This is a genomic window from Microcystis sp. M169S2 (assembly GCF_020245865.1).
Lineage (GTDB): Bacteria > Cyanobacteriota > Cyanobacteriia > Cyanobacteriales > Microcystaceae > Microcystis > Microcystis ichthyoblabe_A.
Genome location: NZ_JADBUB010000131.1, coordinates 1 through 16,195 on the forward strand (window position 1 = coordinate 1; position 16,195 = coordinate 16,195).

16 protein-coding genes and 1 pseudogene are annotated in these 16,195 nt (G+C 44.4%); 9 read left to right on the forward strand and 8 right to left on the reverse strand.

Annotated elements, in window-relative coordinates; genetic code table 11:
* The 6 genes from IM485_RS23025 to IM485_RS13705 all read right to left on the reverse strand — a co-directional run.
* Positions 1-167, reverse strand: a 167-nt coding sequence (locus IM485_RS23025; RefSeq protein ID WP_502882186.1) for an IS1634 family transposase N-terminal domain-related protein, incomplete at its 3' end; no start/stop codon positions are given.
* 154 nt (positions 168-321) lie between these two features.
* Entirely contained in the window at positions 322-2,049 is a 1,728-nt protein-coding gene (gene murJ, locus IM485_RS13685) for a murein biosynthesis integral membrane protein MurJ (protein ID WP_287743745.1), read from the reverse strand.
* The gene (locus IM485_RS13690; protein ID WP_287743747.1) at positions 1,994-2,530 is read right to left on the reverse strand and encodes a hypothetical protein; all 537 of its coding nucleotides are present in this window, start codon (positions 2,528-2,530) and stop codon (positions 1,994-1,996) included. Before IM485_RS13690 ends, murJ begins: the two co-directional genes overlap by 56 nt.
* 350 nt (positions 2,531-2,880) lie before the next feature.
* A complete protein-coding gene (locus IM485_RS13695) occupies positions 2,881-3,531 on the reverse strand; it encodes a hypothetical protein (protein WP_287743749.1) in 651 nt (216 codons plus the stop codon).
* A 41-nt stretch (positions 3,532-3,572) separates the two neighbouring features.
* Positions 3,573-4,853, reverse strand: a complete 1,281-nt coding sequence (gene hisS / locus IM485_RS13700) for a histidine--tRNA ligase (RefSeq protein ID WP_287743751.1) — start codon at positions 4,851-4,853, stop codon at positions 3,573-3,575.
* A gap of 20 nt (positions 4,854-4,873) precedes the next feature.
* A complete protein-coding gene (locus IM485_RS13705) occupies positions 4,874-6,784 on the reverse strand; it encodes a heavy metal translocating P-type ATPase (protein WP_287743754.1) in 1,911 nt (636 codons plus the stop codon).
* Between the two features lie 448 nt (positions 6,785-7,232).
* On the opposite strand from IM485_RS13705, the gene IM485_RS13710 reads away from it, so the two are divergent.
* The 7 genes from IM485_RS13710 (at position 7,233) to IM485_RS13740 (ending at position 12,674) form a co-directional block, all read left to right on the forward strand.
* Positions 7,233-7,439 (forward strand): type II toxin-antitoxin system HicB family antitoxin, encoded by a 207-nt coding sequence (locus tag IM485_RS13710; RefSeq protein ID WP_008198193.1) that lies wholly within the window; start codon positions 7,233-7,235, stop codon positions 7,437-7,439.
* Between the two features lie 2 nt (positions 7,440-7,441).
* On the forward strand, positions 7,442-7,669 hold the full coding sequence (locus tag IM485_RS13715; RefSeq protein WP_104398028.1) for a type II toxin-antitoxin system HicA family toxin: 228 nt from the start codon (positions 7,442-7,444) through the stop codon (positions 7,667-7,669).
* Positions 7,670-7,785: 116 nt separating this feature from the next.
* Entirely contained in the window at positions 7,786-10,926 is a 3,141-nt protein-coding gene (locus IM485_RS13720; RefSeq protein ID WP_104398030.1) for a CHAT domain-containing protein, read from the forward strand.
* 3 nt (positions 10,927-10,929) lie between these two features.
* The gene (locus IM485_RS13725; RefSeq protein ID WP_104398031.1) at positions 10,930-11,469 is read left to right on the forward strand and encodes a hypothetical protein; all 540 of its coding nucleotides are present in this window, start codon (positions 10,930-10,932) and stop codon (positions 11,467-11,469) included.
* 7 nt (positions 11,470-11,476) lie between these two features.
* Positions 11,477-11,785, forward strand: a complete 309-nt coding sequence (locus IM485_RS13730) for a hypothetical protein (protein WP_271989273.1) — start codon at positions 11,477-11,479, stop codon at positions 11,783-11,785.
* Between the two features lie 143 nt (positions 11,786-11,928).
* Positions 11,929-12,207: a UPF0175 family protein gene (locus tag IM485_RS13735; RefSeq protein WP_069475290.1), complete on the forward strand. Its 279-nt coding sequence runs from the start codon at positions 11,929-11,931 to the stop codon at positions 12,205-12,207.
* A complete protein-coding gene (locus IM485_RS13740) occupies positions 12,204-12,674 on the forward strand; it encodes a PIN domain-containing protein (protein WP_002797557.1) in 471 nt (156 codons plus the stop codon). The genes IM485_RS13735 and IM485_RS13740 overlap by 4 nt, the downstream gene beginning before the upstream one ends.
* 115 nt (positions 12,675-12,789) lie before the next feature.
* On the opposite strand, the gene fabI is transcribed toward IM485_RS13740, so the two are convergent.
* Positions 12,790-13,566, reverse strand: coding sequence for an enoyl-ACP reductase FabI (gene fabI / locus IM485_RS13745; RefSeq protein ID WP_002760333.1), 777 nt, complete (start codon positions 13,564-13,566; stop codon positions 12,790-12,792).
* Between the two features lie 214 nt (positions 13,567-13,780).
* On the opposite strand from fabI, the gene ntcA reads away from it, so the two are divergent.
* Both ntcA and IM485_RS13755 read left to right on the forward strand, forming a co-directional pair.
* Positions 13,781-14,458: a global nitrogen regulator NtcA gene (ntcA, locus tag IM485_RS13750; RefSeq protein WP_002793163.1), complete on the forward strand. Its 678-nt coding sequence runs from the start codon at positions 13,781-13,783 to the stop codon at positions 14,456-14,458.
* 7 nt (positions 14,459-14,465) lie between these two features.
* Positions 14,466-15,953 (forward strand): DUF3084 domain-containing protein, encoded by a 1,488-nt coding sequence (locus IM485_RS13755; protein ID WP_287743759.1) that lies wholly within the window; start codon positions 14,466-14,468, stop codon positions 15,951-15,953.
* 13 nt (positions 15,954-15,966) lie between these two features.
* Here IM485_RS13755 and IM485_RS13760 read toward each other — a convergent pair.
* Positions 15,967-16,195 (reverse strand): annotated as a pseudogene (locus IM485_RS13760) (Uma2 family endonuclease); the annotation flags it as partial.

The window sequence follows — 16,195 nt, forward strand, 5'->3', positions numbered from 1 at the left end:
ATGCCTTCAGTCATGGACAGTGTTGCTCCTTTAAGAGCCAGTTTTAGATTGTCGATAATATCATCGGGTAATTTTGAGAGATTGGCAAGGGTTCTTTTTTTGACTTGATCTCCTTCTCGATAGGACTCTCGAAGAAGAACAGCGGGGGGGGAATTACGGTAGAGAATTCTTGTCCATTAATAAATTTTACAAATTACATGGGTACACTAAGAAAAGTTAAGAGGTATATCCATTGATGGATAAGGGTTTCGGCTATTATGGTATATATGTATGGGGGAAGTTCAGTAATAAGGAGTGATGTCTAATGGGCAAAACTTAAACCTAAGATTTTTTCAAGAACTTCTGACGAACTCGCGAGATTAATAGGTCTAATTCCGGTAACTTCAATAACATCGCACCTAAGAGGAATAAACCCACTGCTACGGTCGAAGCCAAACCTAACTGTAATAATTGTAGGAAAATATTACCAGCACCGAAAACCTTTTCCCAAACCCAACTAGCACCCCAACTAGCAACACCAGAAAGCATTGTAATTACCGTTAATCCCAATAAGGATAAACCCCATTCTCCTAAGGGTAAACCTCCTAAACGACGATTTAAAATTACCGTAAAAATGCCCATAGAAATGATATTAACCCCCACGGTTGCTAAAACAATCCCCGGAGTACCAAAAGGTTTATACAAGAGGAAATCAAGCACACCATTGAGAAAAATATTCACCATACTCACCTTAAAGGGAGTGTCACCATCACCCAAAGCATAGAACACTCGTACTAACACGTCGCGACCGAGATAGAAAAACATCCCGAAACCGTAGGCCATTAATACGGGAACCACCTGTTCCGAGGCAGCCAGATTAAAGGCACCCCGTTGATAGATAACCCGCACTACAGGGAAAGCGAGGGCGATAAAGATAGCGGTGAAGGGTAACATGGTTAAAGCCGTCAATAATAAACCCTGACGGATTCTTTGCTTCAATTCTCCCCAATTTTCCGGTTCCGTCAGTCGAGAAAATATCGGCATAAACGGCACGAGAATCATGTTAGACATGATGCCCAAGGGCGTGAGAACGATAAAACTGGCGTAACGCATGGAAGCGGCGGCATTTTCGATAAAAGAAGCGAAAAAGAGGTCAGTATAAACGTTAATATGCAACATTCCCGAAGATAAGGTCGCCGGAATCATCACCCGCAACACCTCCGACACCCCCGGAATCCGCCAATCCCAACGAAATATTAATTTTCCTAAACCTGCCTTGACTTGTGCGCCCACTTGTGCCAACCATTGCCAGAGCGCCCCGACGAGAGTACCGCCGGCAAGGACAAAACCCCCCAGTTGCACATATTGCGGCTCATCAATGCGATCGCCAACGAACCAAGCCAGCAAACCCACCCCGATAATCACCGCCACACTGGAAAAAAGCGGACTGAGACTCGGTAGCCAGTATTGATCCGCCGCATTGAGAGTACCGAAACCGATACCGATTAAACCCGCTAAAACCGCCATGGGGGCCATAATTTGCAGTTGTTGAATGGCCATGCTGCGGGTGGCGGCATCTAAACCGGGAGCGAGAACATCGATAAAAATATTGGCAAAAACGATTAAAAAGACGGTGACAGCTAATAAAATCGCGCTGACTAGGGTGGTAATAGTCTCGACAATCGGCGCGGACTCGGATTTATCTCTTTTGGCCAAAACACTGACCAAAGCGCTATGAAAGGGGCCGTTAATGCCACCGAGGAGAATTAACAGAAAACCGGGGATAACGTAGGCAAAAGCGTAGGCGTTCACCACCGGCCCAACACCGTAGGCAGCGGCGATTACCTGTTCGCGGACTAAACCAAAAACCTTACTGATTAAGGTGGCAACGGCGACAATTCCGGCAATACCGGCTAAGGAACGGGTAGCTTTCTTACTAATGACGACACCTCGAAAGAAAACAACTGCATTGATCGATTCTACCCGTTTCTGTGTTCCGGAGGAAAAGCGCTCTCTATTTGTCAAATTTAATTTGACTGGAATGTATAACACCCATTTCCCCACAGACATTCGTATAATACCAAGAGCCAACCGAACCATAAATATTGATGGTTCTACGTTCTCTGACTGAACAGATGATATTGCCATTGGGGGATGTTCTCACATTTGATGGTGGAGAAAACACTATTGCCGCAGCGATTCTCGATGTGGATTGAGAACTATAGAATCTGTAACTACACACCACCTCTAGCATTGTTTGAGTCGCTTGAGAGCGGGGACGATGAATTTGTCTTTCGGGAAAAGTCGTCCAAGTTCCGTTATCACAATTAGCTTGGCTAACCAGTCGTTGATTTCCTAAATAATAAACAAAGTCAACACTACGGGAACTAGCCGGAACAATCGAACATAAATCGATGTTAACGCTTTTTCCCGTCACAGCAGTTCCGGCAAAGTAATTACAAGTTTCAGCCAAAACTATATTCGGTTTTGTCCAGGAAGAACCGACTACCATTGTCAAAGATAGACTAGAAATCAAAATAATTTTTTTCATGGTTGATGTTACATTTTCTGGCGGCTTTTTCTGAGATTATTTTATACTCAATTGAATTGCGGCTAGAACCTGATGGCGACAAAATATTAGTATTTCTTATCTAATTCTCCGTTCCCGCAGAAAAGTGATCGCTAGTTGTCAAATTTAATTTGACTGGAATGTATAACACCCATTTCTCCACAGACATTCGTATCATACCAAGAGCCAACCGAACCATAAATATTGATGGTTCTACATCTGGCCCGGATGGGTGGGTCTTCTATGGGTAGGTATGCGAACCATGCTTATACTCCTTGTTCTGACTTTCCCGACCGACTCCTAACCCCACAAAGAGACTTTTTCAGCAAACCCTATTTATTTTTAGGAATTGGGGGAAGTTGCGGTGATTTTTGGCGAGAATTAGAACCAGATATTTTCGGGGGTAGGGGTGCAGAACTGCGATTAGATAAACTTTGAAGACTCCTTTTCATATTAGCAGGTTCCGGCAGTTCTAGAGTTACCCCTTCTCTAGCAGTCATTGTTTCCTCTGGTAGGCATAAATCAAAAACAAAGGCGGAATTATTGGTTAAATCGGCCAATTCTAATTTTACCATCTCCAGAGAGGATTCTCGCGCTAAGAAAGGTTCAATTTCGGTTTTAATCAACTGTTCTAATTGAGCCAGATAATTGATCTTAACAGGAGTAACAATTAAATTTAACACTTCTTGCCAACCTTGCCCCCCTAATTCGGCCAAAATATCCCCATAACAGCGAATTTTACAGCTACCTATTCCTAAATCTCGATAGGAAAAAATTTCCAGCCAACCCCCAGCATCCGATCGATAATAATGGGTATATCGTTCGCTACTTTCGGGAGATTCGTAATCGATACGCACTTCAATATGAGCAAAAGGAGAATCCAGACGGGCCAAAAGACGATAGTTTCCCGAGACAATTTCTAGGGAATTAGTAGAAATTGTGCGTCCGTGATTTTCCCCTTGTTTTTGCAGTATAAATTCCATAATCTTAGCCTAGGCCTAATGTTTGTCCATGACGCTAAAACTTAGGATTTGTGCCGAGAGATTTGCGCTTTTAATTCCCTTGCTTGTGTCAATAAATCCGCTTGGGTTAGACTAATTTGTTCTTGGGTGGCCATCCATTTCAGTTGTACCGTGCCATTTTCAGCCTCAGCATCCCCCAAAATTATACAGCCCACGGCCTTAGCTCGATCAGCCCGTTTAAATTGTTTCCCGAAAGCGCTGCCGCTTAAGTCTAACTCGACGCTAAACCCCAATCCGCGTAATTGTTGCGCTAACACCACACTGCGGGCCTCAGCTTTTTCTCCTTTGGAGACGAGATAAAAATCGGGAACCAAAAAAGATAAAGATTGCTTTTGTTGTAATAATATAATCAGACGTTCTAAACCGATTGCCCAACCCACTGCTGGTGTGTCTGGTCCGCCTAATTGAGCTATTAAACCATCATAACGACCACCACCGCAAACCGTAGCTTGAGCGCCTAAATCATCGGACTGAATTTCAAAGGCCGTATGGGTGTAATAGTCCAATCCTCGGACTAAACAGGGATTAAGATTATAGATAACTCCCAAATCAGTTAGTAAAGATTGTAACCGTTCAAAGTGCTTTTGAGAATCACTGCCTAGATGCTCAAGAATACTGGGGGCATTCTTACAGATAATCTTGGTTTTTTCGTCCTTACTATCCAAAATTCGCAGGGGATTTTTTTCTAATCTCTGTTGAGAATCCGCGTCTAAATCAGCTTTGTAGGGAGTCAAATAATCTAGCAGGGCCTGACGATAATTTTGCCTATCTTGGGCATTTCCCAGGGAATTAAGGTCTAATTTTAGGTTTTCTAGCCCCACAGCTTTTAATATCTCGCTGGCAAGGGTAATTACTTCCACATCCGCCCTAGGATCATCACTTCCCAACAATTCGACCCCAATTTGATGAAACTGTCGCTGCCTACCCGCTTGCGGACGTTCATAACGAAACATCGGCCCCTTATACCAGAGTCTTTGTACTCCTCCGGCGGCCTGTAATTTGTGTTCAATATAGGCGCGAACGACCCCAGCCGTTCCCTCCGGTCGCAAAGTCAGGGAACGTTGACCGCGATCGAGGAAAGTGTACATTTCTTTACCTACCACGTCCGTCGCTTCCCCGATACCCCGTTCAAAAAGTTGCGTCTGTTCAAAAATGGGAGTTCGTATCTCTTGATACAGCGCAGTCCCTAAAATTCTGCTTGCAGTTTCCTCTAACCACTGCCAGTAACCGATCTCCGCCGGTAAAATATCTTTTGTGCCTCGGATTGCCTGGATTTCGCCCATAGTTCTCTGTATTTTTATCCCTATTTGAACAATCTTAAACCGCTTAGAGTCACTAATACCGTCGATCCTTCATGACCGATGACACCCAGAGGTAAAGTTATATCACCGGCAAAATTGGCTATTAGCAATATGCCGATAAACGCGAGGGCGAAAGTGATATTCTGTTTAACAATGCGATTGGCACGACGACCGAGGTTAATCGCGCTGGGAATTTTGGCTAAATTATCGGACATAAGGATAATATCGGCCGTTTCCAAGGCCACATCACTACCAGCTTTTCCCATGGCAATCCCCACATTAGCCATAGCTAAAGCGGGCGCGTCATTAATGCCATCTCCCACCATAGCGACAGTGTGATATTTTTCTTGGAGATTTTTGATCACGCTTAACTTATCTTCGGGCAGTAAATCAGCGTAAACCTCCTCAATACCGAGTTTTTCAGCAACTTTATCGGCACTTTGTTGATTATCACCCGTAATTAAAACGATATGTTCGATACCGATCTTTTTTAGCTGCTTCACCAGATTAACTGCCGATTCACGAAGGGTATCGGCCACAGCGATCGCCCCGATTATCTGATTCTCTTGTACTACCCAGACGAGGGTTCTGCCTTCTTTTTGTAAACGTTCGCGCATAGCTAGGATATTCTGGTCAAGATCAGTAATATGGTCACGAATATAGGCAAAATTGCCCACAGATACCGACTTATCGGCAATTTTTCCCGTGATACCCCGTCCCGATACCGCTTGCACCTGATTAGCACTGAAGAAATTTATACCACGTTCCCTGGCTGTGGCGGTAATAGCGGATCCGATGGGATGTTCCGAACAGGATTCTAGGGATGCAGCCACCGCTAACACCTCATTTTCGCTGACTGCATGGATAGGGATAATTTCCACCACTTGCAACTTACCGAGGGTGAGAGTGCCGGTTTTATCAAAAGCGATCGCTCGTATGCGGCCGATCATCTCCAATCTTGCGCCATTTTTGAATAAAATCCCCTGTTTTGCCCCGTTAGCGATACCCGATAACAAAGCTGGCATAATTGAGGCCATTAAAGCACAGGGAGAAGCCACCACGAGAAAAATTAAGGCCCGATAGATAGTGGTTTCCCATGTCCAACCCCAGAAAAAAGGCGGTAAAATCCCGAAAATTAAGCCCAAAATCACGATAATTTTCGCATAACCCCGCTCGAAACCTTCGATAAACTCTTGGGAGGGAGGGGATTCATTTTGTGCCTTTTCTACCAAACGAATCACCCTCTCAATTAAGCGACTTTCGGGGGGAGTTTCCACCTTTAAACGTAGCACTCCCGCACCGTTGAGAGTTCCCGCAAAGACTTCTTCACCGATGGTTTTATCCACCGGAAGCGATTCTCCGGTAATTGGCGCTTGATTAATGGGACTGTTTCCCTCCATAATAATGCCGTCAATGGGGATTAATTCACCCGGTTTGACTAAAACTGTATCACCGATCCGTAATTGCTTGATAGGAACCTCTTTTTCCCTGTCTCCCGTGATTAATCTAGCAGTATCGGGAGTCATCGCCATGAGAGAACGAATATTGCGATCGGTTTTTGCCATGGCAATCTGTTCTAATGCGCCACTAATGGCGAAAATCAGGATTAAAACGGCTCCATCGATGATGAGATAGTAATTACTGTCCCAGAGTCCCAAAATCGCCGCCCCCAAGGCCGCTACAATCATTAACAGGTCCACATCCAGTTCTTTTTCCTCCCATAAAGTCGTCAATCCTGCTTGGGTACTTTCGTATCCTCCCACCACATAGGCGATCGCTAGTAGGATAAAAGCCGGGCCGATCAGATTAAGGTGTAGGCATAACCAACCAAAAAAGACTAAAATAGCGCAAATTCCTGCGGCAACTGCCGAGGAATACTCAGACAACCAAGAGGACGAGATACTCTGAATCATGAATCGATGGCAATTACTTTTCTCCCCATTCTAGAAAAAATTAGATCGATGCAGAAAACCCCTATGTGGTATTCACCGGTGCGAAGGCTCTCTTAGGTTTGCTGGTTAAAATGTATTCTAAGATACAGTCCTGCTGGCGAGGGAGTGGAAGGAACCACAGAGGCACAAAGGACACAAAGATCGATCACTACATTCAGTTAAACTGATCAGACAAAGAAGAAGAGAGCCGTGCGAGTTACGAGGAAGCGGAAAATTGGCTATTAGAGGACGAATTTGAACTGGTAGAGGGACGACTTTCGGCAGTAGAGATATAATTTCCTTATCTTCCTTTCCGCTTTTCTTCAAAACCCTTATTCTGTATGCTGTTTAGCAAGAATTAGCGATCGCCGCTTAACCAACTCAGGCCCTAATAGGTAAAATATAACCTGGGAGATTATAGTGAGAAGTTATGAAGTTGACTGTAACACTTGACCGTGACGAGGATGGGGTTTGGGTTGTAGAATGCCCCAGTATTCCGGGTTGTGTCAGCCAAGGTCAAACGAGAGCAGAAGCTCTAGAAAATATCAGAGATGCGATTATCGCTTGCCTTGAAGTTCGTGCAGAACGTGGACTACCGCTCACGATTGAAACTTGTCAAGTAGAGGTAATGGCCTAATCATGTCCTCTGCTCTTCCTGTTCTCAGCGGACGTGAAGTAGTCCGAATATTTGAAACCTTTGGCTGGCAAGTTGCGCGTCAAAGTGCAAGCCATATCATTATGGTTAAGGAGGGTGAACAGGTAACACTCTCTGTTCCTGATCATCGTGAAGTGGCTAAAGGTACGCTTCGTAGTCTTATTCGTACTGCTGGAATTACTTTACAAGAATTTGTTTCTGGCATGAGATGAACAAACAAGTCGAGGAAGCGGAAAATTGGCTATTAGAGGACGAATTTGAACCGGTAGAGGGACGACTTTCGGCAGTAGAGATATAATTTCCTTATCTTCCTTTCCCCCTTTCTTCGATGCTATCCTTACTAAAAAAGCTCTGGAATTGGCTAAAATCGCTCTTTATTGCCAGTCCAAAGGCAATTAACCCCAAAGAAGTCAAAAATACTCCTCCAGAACCCAGCGATGGGGAATATGAAGGGATATTGATGGGGTTATTCGAGCAGGTGGCGGCGGGAACCACTACCGGCGGGTTACGGGGATGGCTATACAGTCGCCATTGTGACGATAAAAAGCTGGCGCGGTGGTTAGAGGTCAAAAGCGAGGAATGGCTACGGTATCCAGAAGATTATCAAACTTTAGGGCGGGATCTGGCGGCTTTAGGGAAGGTGATGACGGGAAATCTGGGGGAAGTGTCCCAACGGATTAGCCTCCAGTTGCGCGACGCGGTGAGGGATGTTTCCAGTGTGGAGGAGGAAAATCTAGGCCCAAAGGAGACGGATTTAACGGAAGTGGTTCAGGATGCCGAATTCTGGTTTGAGCAAGGAAACCAGAAATACATGAATGGGGATTTTATCGGCGCGATCGCATCCTTTGATCGAGCTTTAGAAATTAAACCCGATTACCATCAAGCTTGGGACAACCGAGGGATTGCGTTGCATAAATTAGGCAGATTTGAACAAGCGATCGCATCCTACGATCGAGCTTTAGAATTTAAACCCGATTTCCATGAAGCTTGGATCAACCGAGGGGTTGCGTTAGGTAATTTAGGCAGATTTGAGGAAGCGATCGCATCATATGATCGAGCTTTAGAAATTAAACCCGATTTACATCAAGCTTGGTACAACCGAGGGGTTGCGTTATATAATTTAGGCAGATTTGAGGAAGCGATCGCATCATATGATCGAGCTTTAGAATTTAAACCCGATAAGCATGAAGCTTGGACTAACCGAGGGGTTGCGTTATATAATTTAGGCAGATTTGAACAAGCGATCGCATCCTACGATCGAGCTTTAGAAATTAAACCCGATTACCATCTAGCTTGGAACAACCGAGGGTTTGCGTTAGGTAATTTAGGCAGATTTGAACAAGCGATCGCATTCTACGATCGAGCTTTAGAAATTAAACCCGATTTCCATCTAGCTTGGGACAACCGAGGGATTGCGTTAGCTAATTTAGGCAGATTGGCAGAAGCGATCGCATCCTACGATCGAGCTTTAGAAATTAAACCCGATTACCATGAAGCTTGGGGCAACCGAGGGATTGCGTTAGCTAATTTAGGCAGATTGGCAGAAGCGATCGCATCCTACGATCGAGCTTTAGAAATTAAACCCGATTACCATGAAGCTTGGGGCAACCGAGGGATTGCGTTAGCTGATTTAGGCAGATTAGAAGAAGCGATCGCATCCTACGACAAAGCTTTAGAATTTAAACCCGATTACCATGAAGCTTGGCACAACCGAGGGTGGGCCGTTTGTTCTCTGAGTAAAAATCGTATTTCTACTCCTAGTCTAGAAGCTCTCATTTACCGTAAACCGATAGTAGCCCTTAATGACCGAGAACCCCATATTTTCGCCCTCCGGGAGGCACTTCCCCACCTCATTCAAGGATCGCCTCCGTGGGGGCAAATTTATCGCTATCTAGGGGAAGCTTATCTGGAACATTCCCAGTATAAAGAGAAAGCTAGTCCCTATTGGCGCGAAGCAATCCGACATTATCAAACCGCTTTACCGATTCTCAGCGAAAAAGACTTCCCGGAAGATCATTTAGAAATTCTGCAAGGATTGATCCGCGCTCATCTTTCCCTACAGGAAATCCCTGAAGCGCGATTCTATCAACAACAGGGGCGCCACCTTTTCACCCGACTACGCGCCCAGAAACGCGATAAACCGGCTTTTGAGGCAAAATTCAGCAGTTTTAGTCACCTAGAAATCGATTTACTGATCGAGGAAAATCATCCCCTAGACGCAATTGAACAGGCAGAATTTTATAAAAATCGTTGTTTGACTTGGATTCTCGATAATTGGCAAGAAAACCCCACCAGTCCCGATTATGCCACCATCCAAAGCCTGACAGGTCCGAATAAGGCGATTATCTACTGGTATCTCAGCGAAGACAATCTCACCACCTTTATTATCACCGCAGAGGCTGATCCCGTCATTGTCGAGCCAGAACAACGCCGTCAACCAGCGCGACAGTTTCGGACTTGGTTAACTGAATGGGATAAACAATACCTTGACTATGCCAGTAAAAAAGAAACGGAGAATAAACAAAATCACCCTTGGAGATTGTCACTTAACAGCCGTTTTGCCCAATTAAAGCGGATTTTACAGATCGATAAAATTCTCGAACCTTTGCCGGTTTCCGTTGATTCCCTGATTCTCATCCCCCACCGGGATCTGCACCGCTTCCCCCTACATACCCTCTTCCCCGAAAAATACACCGCCACCTATCTCCCCTCTGCTCAGGTCGGTTTGCGTCCCCAGTCCGGCGATTCCTCCTATTCTCCCCTCCTCAGCGTCGAAGACCCCAAAACGGAACAAAAACCCATGGATTTAGCCCAACTGGAATCAGCGATTATTAGCCATATCGTGCAACCGAGCCAGAGAATTAGCCCAGAAAACGCCTCACGGGAAAACGTCCGCAAAGCCCTCGAAAATGCCCATAAAACCTTTCATTTCACTGGTCACGGCTTTTATGACTCTTTTCGTCCCCAGGAGTCTGCGATCGCCCTTAGCGATGGTTTATTAACTGTCCGGGATATCAACAAGCTCAACCTCTCTAGTTACCGTCTCGTCTGTCTGGCTGCCTGTGAAACCGCTCTCACCGGTAAGGATGGCATTACTACCGAATACGTCGGCCTCGTCAGTGCTTTCCGGGCAGCGGGTGCGAGTAATGTGGTCAGTACCCTCTGGCCGGTGAAGGAGATTTCTAGTGCTTGGTTTATGGTTAACTTCTATCAAAGATTATTAGCGGGTGAATCCCCGGCCCTAGCTCTGAAAAATACACAAAATTGGTTAAAAAATATCACTTGGCAGCAACTAGCTAACTGGATCGAGCAACTTGGACAACTTCCCGACCTAAGGGAAGGGGTCGATCGACTGGAGGTGAGGGCGGCGAATACTTTGAAGGAAGGCAGTACAATAGGGCTAGATCAACTAACAGAATATAGTGATCCTTACCATTGGGCGGCCTATACCCTGACTGGACAGGACTAACTTATGGAAATTCCCAAAACAATTATCGATCTTGAAGCGCTGCTAATCGCCCTCGCACAGCAGACTGAACCCTTGCCAGAATATCTACAGCGATCGCTCAAAGAAATTGAACGATTATTAAGGGAAGAACAACCCCAGGCAGCAACACAATTGCGGCAACTTGTCAAGGATTTTCCCCCCCTAGAAAAAGCTTATAAAAAAGCGATCGAAGAATTAGACGCAGCCTATGCTAACCAAGAACGCACCAAAAGTTTAAGCGTCATTTTTCCCGATAGTTTAGATTTCGAGTCCCTATTTATTAATGATGTTATTCCTAGCCAAGATTGGGTAAAAACTGCCCAAAAATTAGCTGGATCCCCCCTTGATCACGAGGGTGCTGATTCCCCTCGATTTTGGGATAAAGCTGATCGCCTGATGGTGGTAACGGTGGGAGGTGCAGCCCTAGGGGGATCGATTGCGGGAGTTTACGGTGCGGTTATTGGTGCGATATTAGCGGCCGGCTGCGGATGGTATATTACTTTTAGGAAAGCAAAATCAGCATAAATTTTTGATGAAGATTGTTAACATTGAAAACGTTCTTTTGTTAATCGGAACCTTGGTCATTACCGCAAGCGTGGCAGTGGTTACAAGAAGACGGCAGCGACGGGGAAACAATAAATCTTATCTAGAAATTCTTTTCGTTTCTGCGTTAACTTTGTGGACTGCATTTACCCTATTTAAGGTGGTCTATAAAGTGTTAACCGATGAAAATTTTCAGAAATGCCTTGGTTCGGATAGTCAAATCCCTCTTTTGCTAGGTGCTGTTGTCGGTATCTATATTTCTATTAACGAGATTCGGAAATTATTTGAAGCGAAGTAATAGGAATACCAGCTTTATCCATATCCAAAAGTTATACTAAATCCTGTTGAGAAGGTATAGAATAGGCGTTGGGTTTCATGCTTTAACTCAACCTAAGTTCTATAAACATTATCAGTAAACCCCAAAAAAAAGGAAGCTAAATCATGAAAATTACTATCGATATTCCCGATGAATTGCTTCAACATTACAACTACAATAATCTTACCCGTGAAATTTTAGAGGCTTTGGTGGTGCAGGCCTACCGAGCGGAAAAAATCACCAGTGCTGAGGTCGGAAGTATTTTAGGTCTATCTTCTCGTTGGGTGGTGGATGCTTTTTTGAAAAACCACGATGCCGATTTACATTACAATGAAGTCGATCTAGACAGCGATCGCAAGACTCTTCAGCAACTTCGCAACAAACACGATCATAGTCTTTTATGATAGTCGTTTCTGATACCTCACCTATCAACTATTTACTGCTCATTGACCAGATCGACCTATTCCCCCGCTTATTTGGACAGATTATCATTCCCGATGTGGTTCGCGGTGAAATGCTTGATGCAGATGCACCGGCCATTCTTCAGCAATGGATCGCCAATCCACCCTCTTGGCTTATCATTGAGGCTGTTCAAACGATTGATGAAACCCTAAATATTCTCGACCCCGGAGAACAGGCCGCTATCACCCTCGCTCAAACCTTACCCGCCGATTTGCTGATTATCGATGAACGCTTGGGGCGGCGAATTGCCAGCGAGCGGGGAATTCCTATTATTGGCACTCTCGGAATTTTAGACGACGCATCAAGCCGAGGCTTAATCGAGCTTTCAGATACTATAGCCCGACTACAACAGACTAATTTTCGCATTTCTCACCGCATAATTGAGAAATTGCTTGAAAATAGGGAATAAATTGTTAAAAAACTAAACGAACCTTCAGTCCGATCGCAATTAACCCCAAAGAAGTCAAAAATCCCCCTTCAGAACCTCGTGACACTAATAACTAATAACTAATAACTGAATAAAACTACATTCCCATAATTTCGTAACCGGAATCTACATAAATAATCTGACCGGTAATACCACTAGCAAGATCACTGGCTAAAAAAGCGGCCGTATTTCCCACCTCAATTTGTGTCACCGTGCGATGTAAAGGAGCGATTTCTTCCACATGATGGATCATATCAAGAATTCCCCCCACGGCCGAAGATGCTAAGGTGCGAATTGGACCGGCGGAAATACCATTAACTCGGATCTTTTGGCCACCTAATTCGGCGGCTAAATAGCGAACACTCATTTCTAAACCAGCTTTTGCCACCCCCATTAAATTATAGTTAGGAATTACCTTGACACCGCCGAGATAGGTAAGAGTGATAATACTTCCCCCTTCCGTCATCAAAGGTTTAGCCGATCGAGCTAGACGGGTTAGGGAAAAAGTGCTAATATCTAGGGATTTAGTGAAAGCTTCCCGAGGGATGGCGGTAAAATCGCCCGTTAAACCCTCTTTATCGGCAAAAGCGAGACAGTGAATCAAAATATCCAGTTTACCCCATTTTTCCGCCACTGTAGCGAAAGTATCTTCTACCTGTTGGTCATTTTGGACATCGCAGGGGACATAAAAAGCGGGATTAAGTTCATCGGCCAATTCTCGCACTTTTTTCTCAAAACGGCCCTTTTCGTCGGGGAGATAGGTGACACCGATATTTGCACCAGCTTGATGGAGTTGTTGGGCAATTCCCCAAGCGATCGAGCGATTATTGGCAATTCCCGTCACTAGGGCGTTTTTTCCCGTTAAATCTAACATAGTTCTCGTTTCTCTTACAAAAATCTCCCCAATAGCCGACCCCAGCGAGATTCGGTATAATAGGGATACAGATAACGGGGCAGCAATGATCACCCCTCCCCCATTGTCTGGCAAAAAGCGCCCAAAACTTTTCCCAGTTTAGGCAGCGGTTGTGTTTAATAGAGGTGACACTCGTTGCATAATAAAAACAATTTTCCCCTTTTTTGGATGTGAGATGGACTTATCCCTAATACAAGACAAACCCCTAGCAGATGTGTTCCGTCGAATCGGCAGCGGCAATTTCCCCCCGGTGGTGGAATTGTTCGAGCGTGGCAAAACGATCTTTTTCCCTGGAGATCCCGCCGAAAGAGTCTATTTTTTGCTGAAAGGAGCCGTTAAGTTGTCGCGAGTCTATGAAGCGGGAGAGGAAATTACCGTGGCTCTACTGCGGGAAAATAGCGTCTTTGGTGTGCTATCCTTACTCACCGGCCAGCGATCGGATCGTTTTTATCATGCCGTGGCTTTTACTCCGGTAGAATTACTCTCGGCCCCGATCGATCAGGTAGAAAGATCCCTCCGCAATAATCCCGATTTATCAATGTTGATGCTGCAGGGGTTGTCCTCGCGCATTCTGCAAACGGAAATGATGATCGAAACCTTGGCTCACCGGGATATGGGTTCCCGTTTGGTCAGTTTTTTATTGATTCTCTGTCGTGATTTTGGGGTTCCCACCACCGATGGTATCCGGGTTGATCTAAAATTGTCTCACCAAGCGATCGCAGAAGCGATCGGTTCTACCCGCGTCACTGTCACCCGTTTATTGGGAGAACTGCGGGATCAGGAAATGGTCTCAATTTACAAGAAGAAAATTACCGTCCATAATCCCGTCGCTCTCAGTCAACAATTTACTTAAATTCTGGATGACTAGCGCTTATATTTTGGTTTTGGCCATCGTGGTTTTAGGTGGTCTGATAGCGGTGATTGGCGATCGCATAGGGAGCCGTATCGGTAAGAAAAGGATGCGCTTATTTAATCTGCGTCCGAAACAAACCGCAACTTTAATGACGATTGTAACGGGAATTTTGATCGCCGGTTCCACTTTAATTGTCTTGTTTGCTTCTAGTAAATCCCTGCGTCAAGGGGTTTTTGAACTGGATCGTCTGTTAAATGAACGTCGTGCCGCTATTAAGGATTTGGAAAGTCAGGTAAGAAAAACCACCGAACAAAAAAATCAGGTGGAAAAGGCGTTAAAAACGGCTAAAAGTGAACAGATAGCCGTGCAGAAACGTCTAGAGGTTCTTAACAAAAATTATCAAGCTTCTCGTCAACGTTTGCGATTAGTTTCGGGACAGTTGGAAAAGTTCCGCAAGGAAGTGGCTAATTTAAATAATGAACGAGTTATTTTAACTAATCAAAAGGCACAGTTAAGCAGTCAACGGGATCAATTGTCCCAACAAAAATCAATTCTTTCTAGTCAGATAAATCAACTACAAACCACGGTTCAAGTTAGAGATAAAGAGTTGGCTAATCAACAAAAGTTATTAACAACCAGACAAGCGCGACTTCAACAGTTGGAAACCCAACAAAAAACCCTACAGCTAGAAATTGATCGCCGGGATCAACGTATTGGAGAACTCGATCGATCGATTGTGGATAAAAATTTGGCTTTGGAACAGCGCGAGGGAAAATTAAAAGATTTAGAAACCCAAATGGCTTTTCTTAAGCGGGAAGTGGAAGTTTTAGAACAATACTATCAAACCTATCAAGAATTGCGGGAAAAACAAATCGCTATTTTCCGCGGACAGGTGTTATCTTTTGGAGCTTTTCGTATTGTTGATCCCCAAGCTATTGTCGCTGTTATTGATAAGTTATTGCGAGAAGCGAATATAAATGCTATCCGTGCCACCCAACCAAATCAGCCTAATTTTGACCAGCGTTTAGTTAAGATCACAAAAGCACAGGTAGAACAGTTAAGTCAACAATTACAGGACGGTAAAGAATATGTGGTGAGAATTCTTTCGGCAGGTAATTATGTCTTAGGAGAAAGCGAGATTCGTGTCTTTGCTGATGTGGTTCCCAATCAAAGAGTTTTTGAGGAGAAACAGGTAATCGCTGCCGTTTCCATTGATCCCCAAAATATGACGGAAGAAGACCTACAAAAGCGTTTAGATTTACTCTTAGCTTCGGCTCAATTTCGCGCTAGAAGTGCGGGAGTTTTAGGATCAATTCAAGTGGAAGATGGGTTATTAACTACGGTAGTTAACTTTATTGGTCAAGTGAAAAAGTCGGGTAATGCTATCGAGACACTTGAGGCAATTGCTGCTAGTAAAACTAATACGGCTGGCCCGTTAACTTTGCGTTTAGTAGCGGTAAAAGATGGTAAAATTATTTTTAGTACGTCTTCTTAAAAGATAGCTAAAGTTAGGAGTTGAGATTAAAATCAATTCCTTCGTAAATATCGGCAAGATTTAAGCTAATTCCTAAAGAATCTAGGGATATAATTCCCCTAGCTGGGGTGTATTCTTGCAGTAACCAATTATTCTCTGATGTTTTGCTATAGGATTCTATTAGTATCTCCCCTTGACTGACGAGAAGATATTGGTTTAATTGGGGTATAGAACGATAATAACGAAATTTATCACCCCGATCA

Coding starts and splice junctions, on each gene's coding strand:
- murJ (WP_287743745.1), bottom strand. CDS start 2,049: ATGTCTGTGGGGAAATGGGTGTTATACATTCCAGTCAAATTAAATTTG.
- IM485_RS13690 (WP_287743747.1), bottom strand. CDS start 2,530: ATGAAAAAAATTATTTTGATTTCTAGTCTATCTTTGACAATGGTAGTC.
- IM485_RS13695 (WP_287743749.1), bottom strand. CDS start 3,531: ATGGAATTTATACTGCAAAAACAAGGGGAAAATCACGGACGCACAATT.
- hisS (WP_287743751.1), bottom strand. CDS start 4,853: ATGGGCGAAATCCAGGCAATCCGAGGCACAAAAGATATTTTACCGGCG.
- IM485_RS13705 (WP_287743754.1), bottom strand. CDS start 6,784: ATGATTCAGAGTATCTCGTCCTCTTGGTTGTCTGAGTATTCCTCGGCA.
- IM485_RS13710 (WP_008198193.1), top strand. CDS start 7,233: ATGAAGTTGACTGTAACACTTGACCGTGACGAGGATGGGGTTTGGGTT.
- IM485_RS13715 (WP_104398028.1), top strand. CDS start 7,442: ATGTCCTCTGCTCTTCCTGTTCTCAGCGGACGTGAAGTAGTCCGAATA.
- IM485_RS13720 (WP_104398030.1), top strand. CDS start 7,786: ATGCTATCCTTACTAAAAAAGCTCTGGAATTGGCTAAAATCGCTCTTT.
- IM485_RS13725 (WP_104398031.1), top strand. CDS start 10,930: ATGGAAATTCCCAAAACAATTATCGATCTTGAAGCGCTGCTAATCGCC.
- IM485_RS13730 (WP_271989273.1), top strand. CDS start 11,477: ATGAAGATTGTTAACATTGAAAACGTTCTTTTGTTAATCGGAACCTTG.
- IM485_RS13735 (WP_069475290.1), top strand. CDS start 11,929: ATGAAAATTACTATCGATATTCCCGATGAATTGCTTCAACATTACAAC.
- IM485_RS13740 (WP_002797557.1), top strand. CDS start 12,204: ATGATAGTCGTTTCTGATACCTCACCTATCAACTATTTACTGCTCATT.
- fabI (WP_002760333.1), bottom strand. CDS start 13,566: ATGTTAGATTTAACGGGAAAAAACGCCCTAGTGACGGGAATTGCCAAT.
- ntcA (WP_002793163.1), top strand. CDS start 13,781: ATGGACTTATCCCTAATACAAGACAAACCCCTAGCAGATGTGTTCCGT.
- IM485_RS13755 (WP_287743759.1), top strand. CDS start 14,466: ATGACTAGCGCTTATATTTTGGTTTTGGCCATCGTGGTTTTAGGTGGT.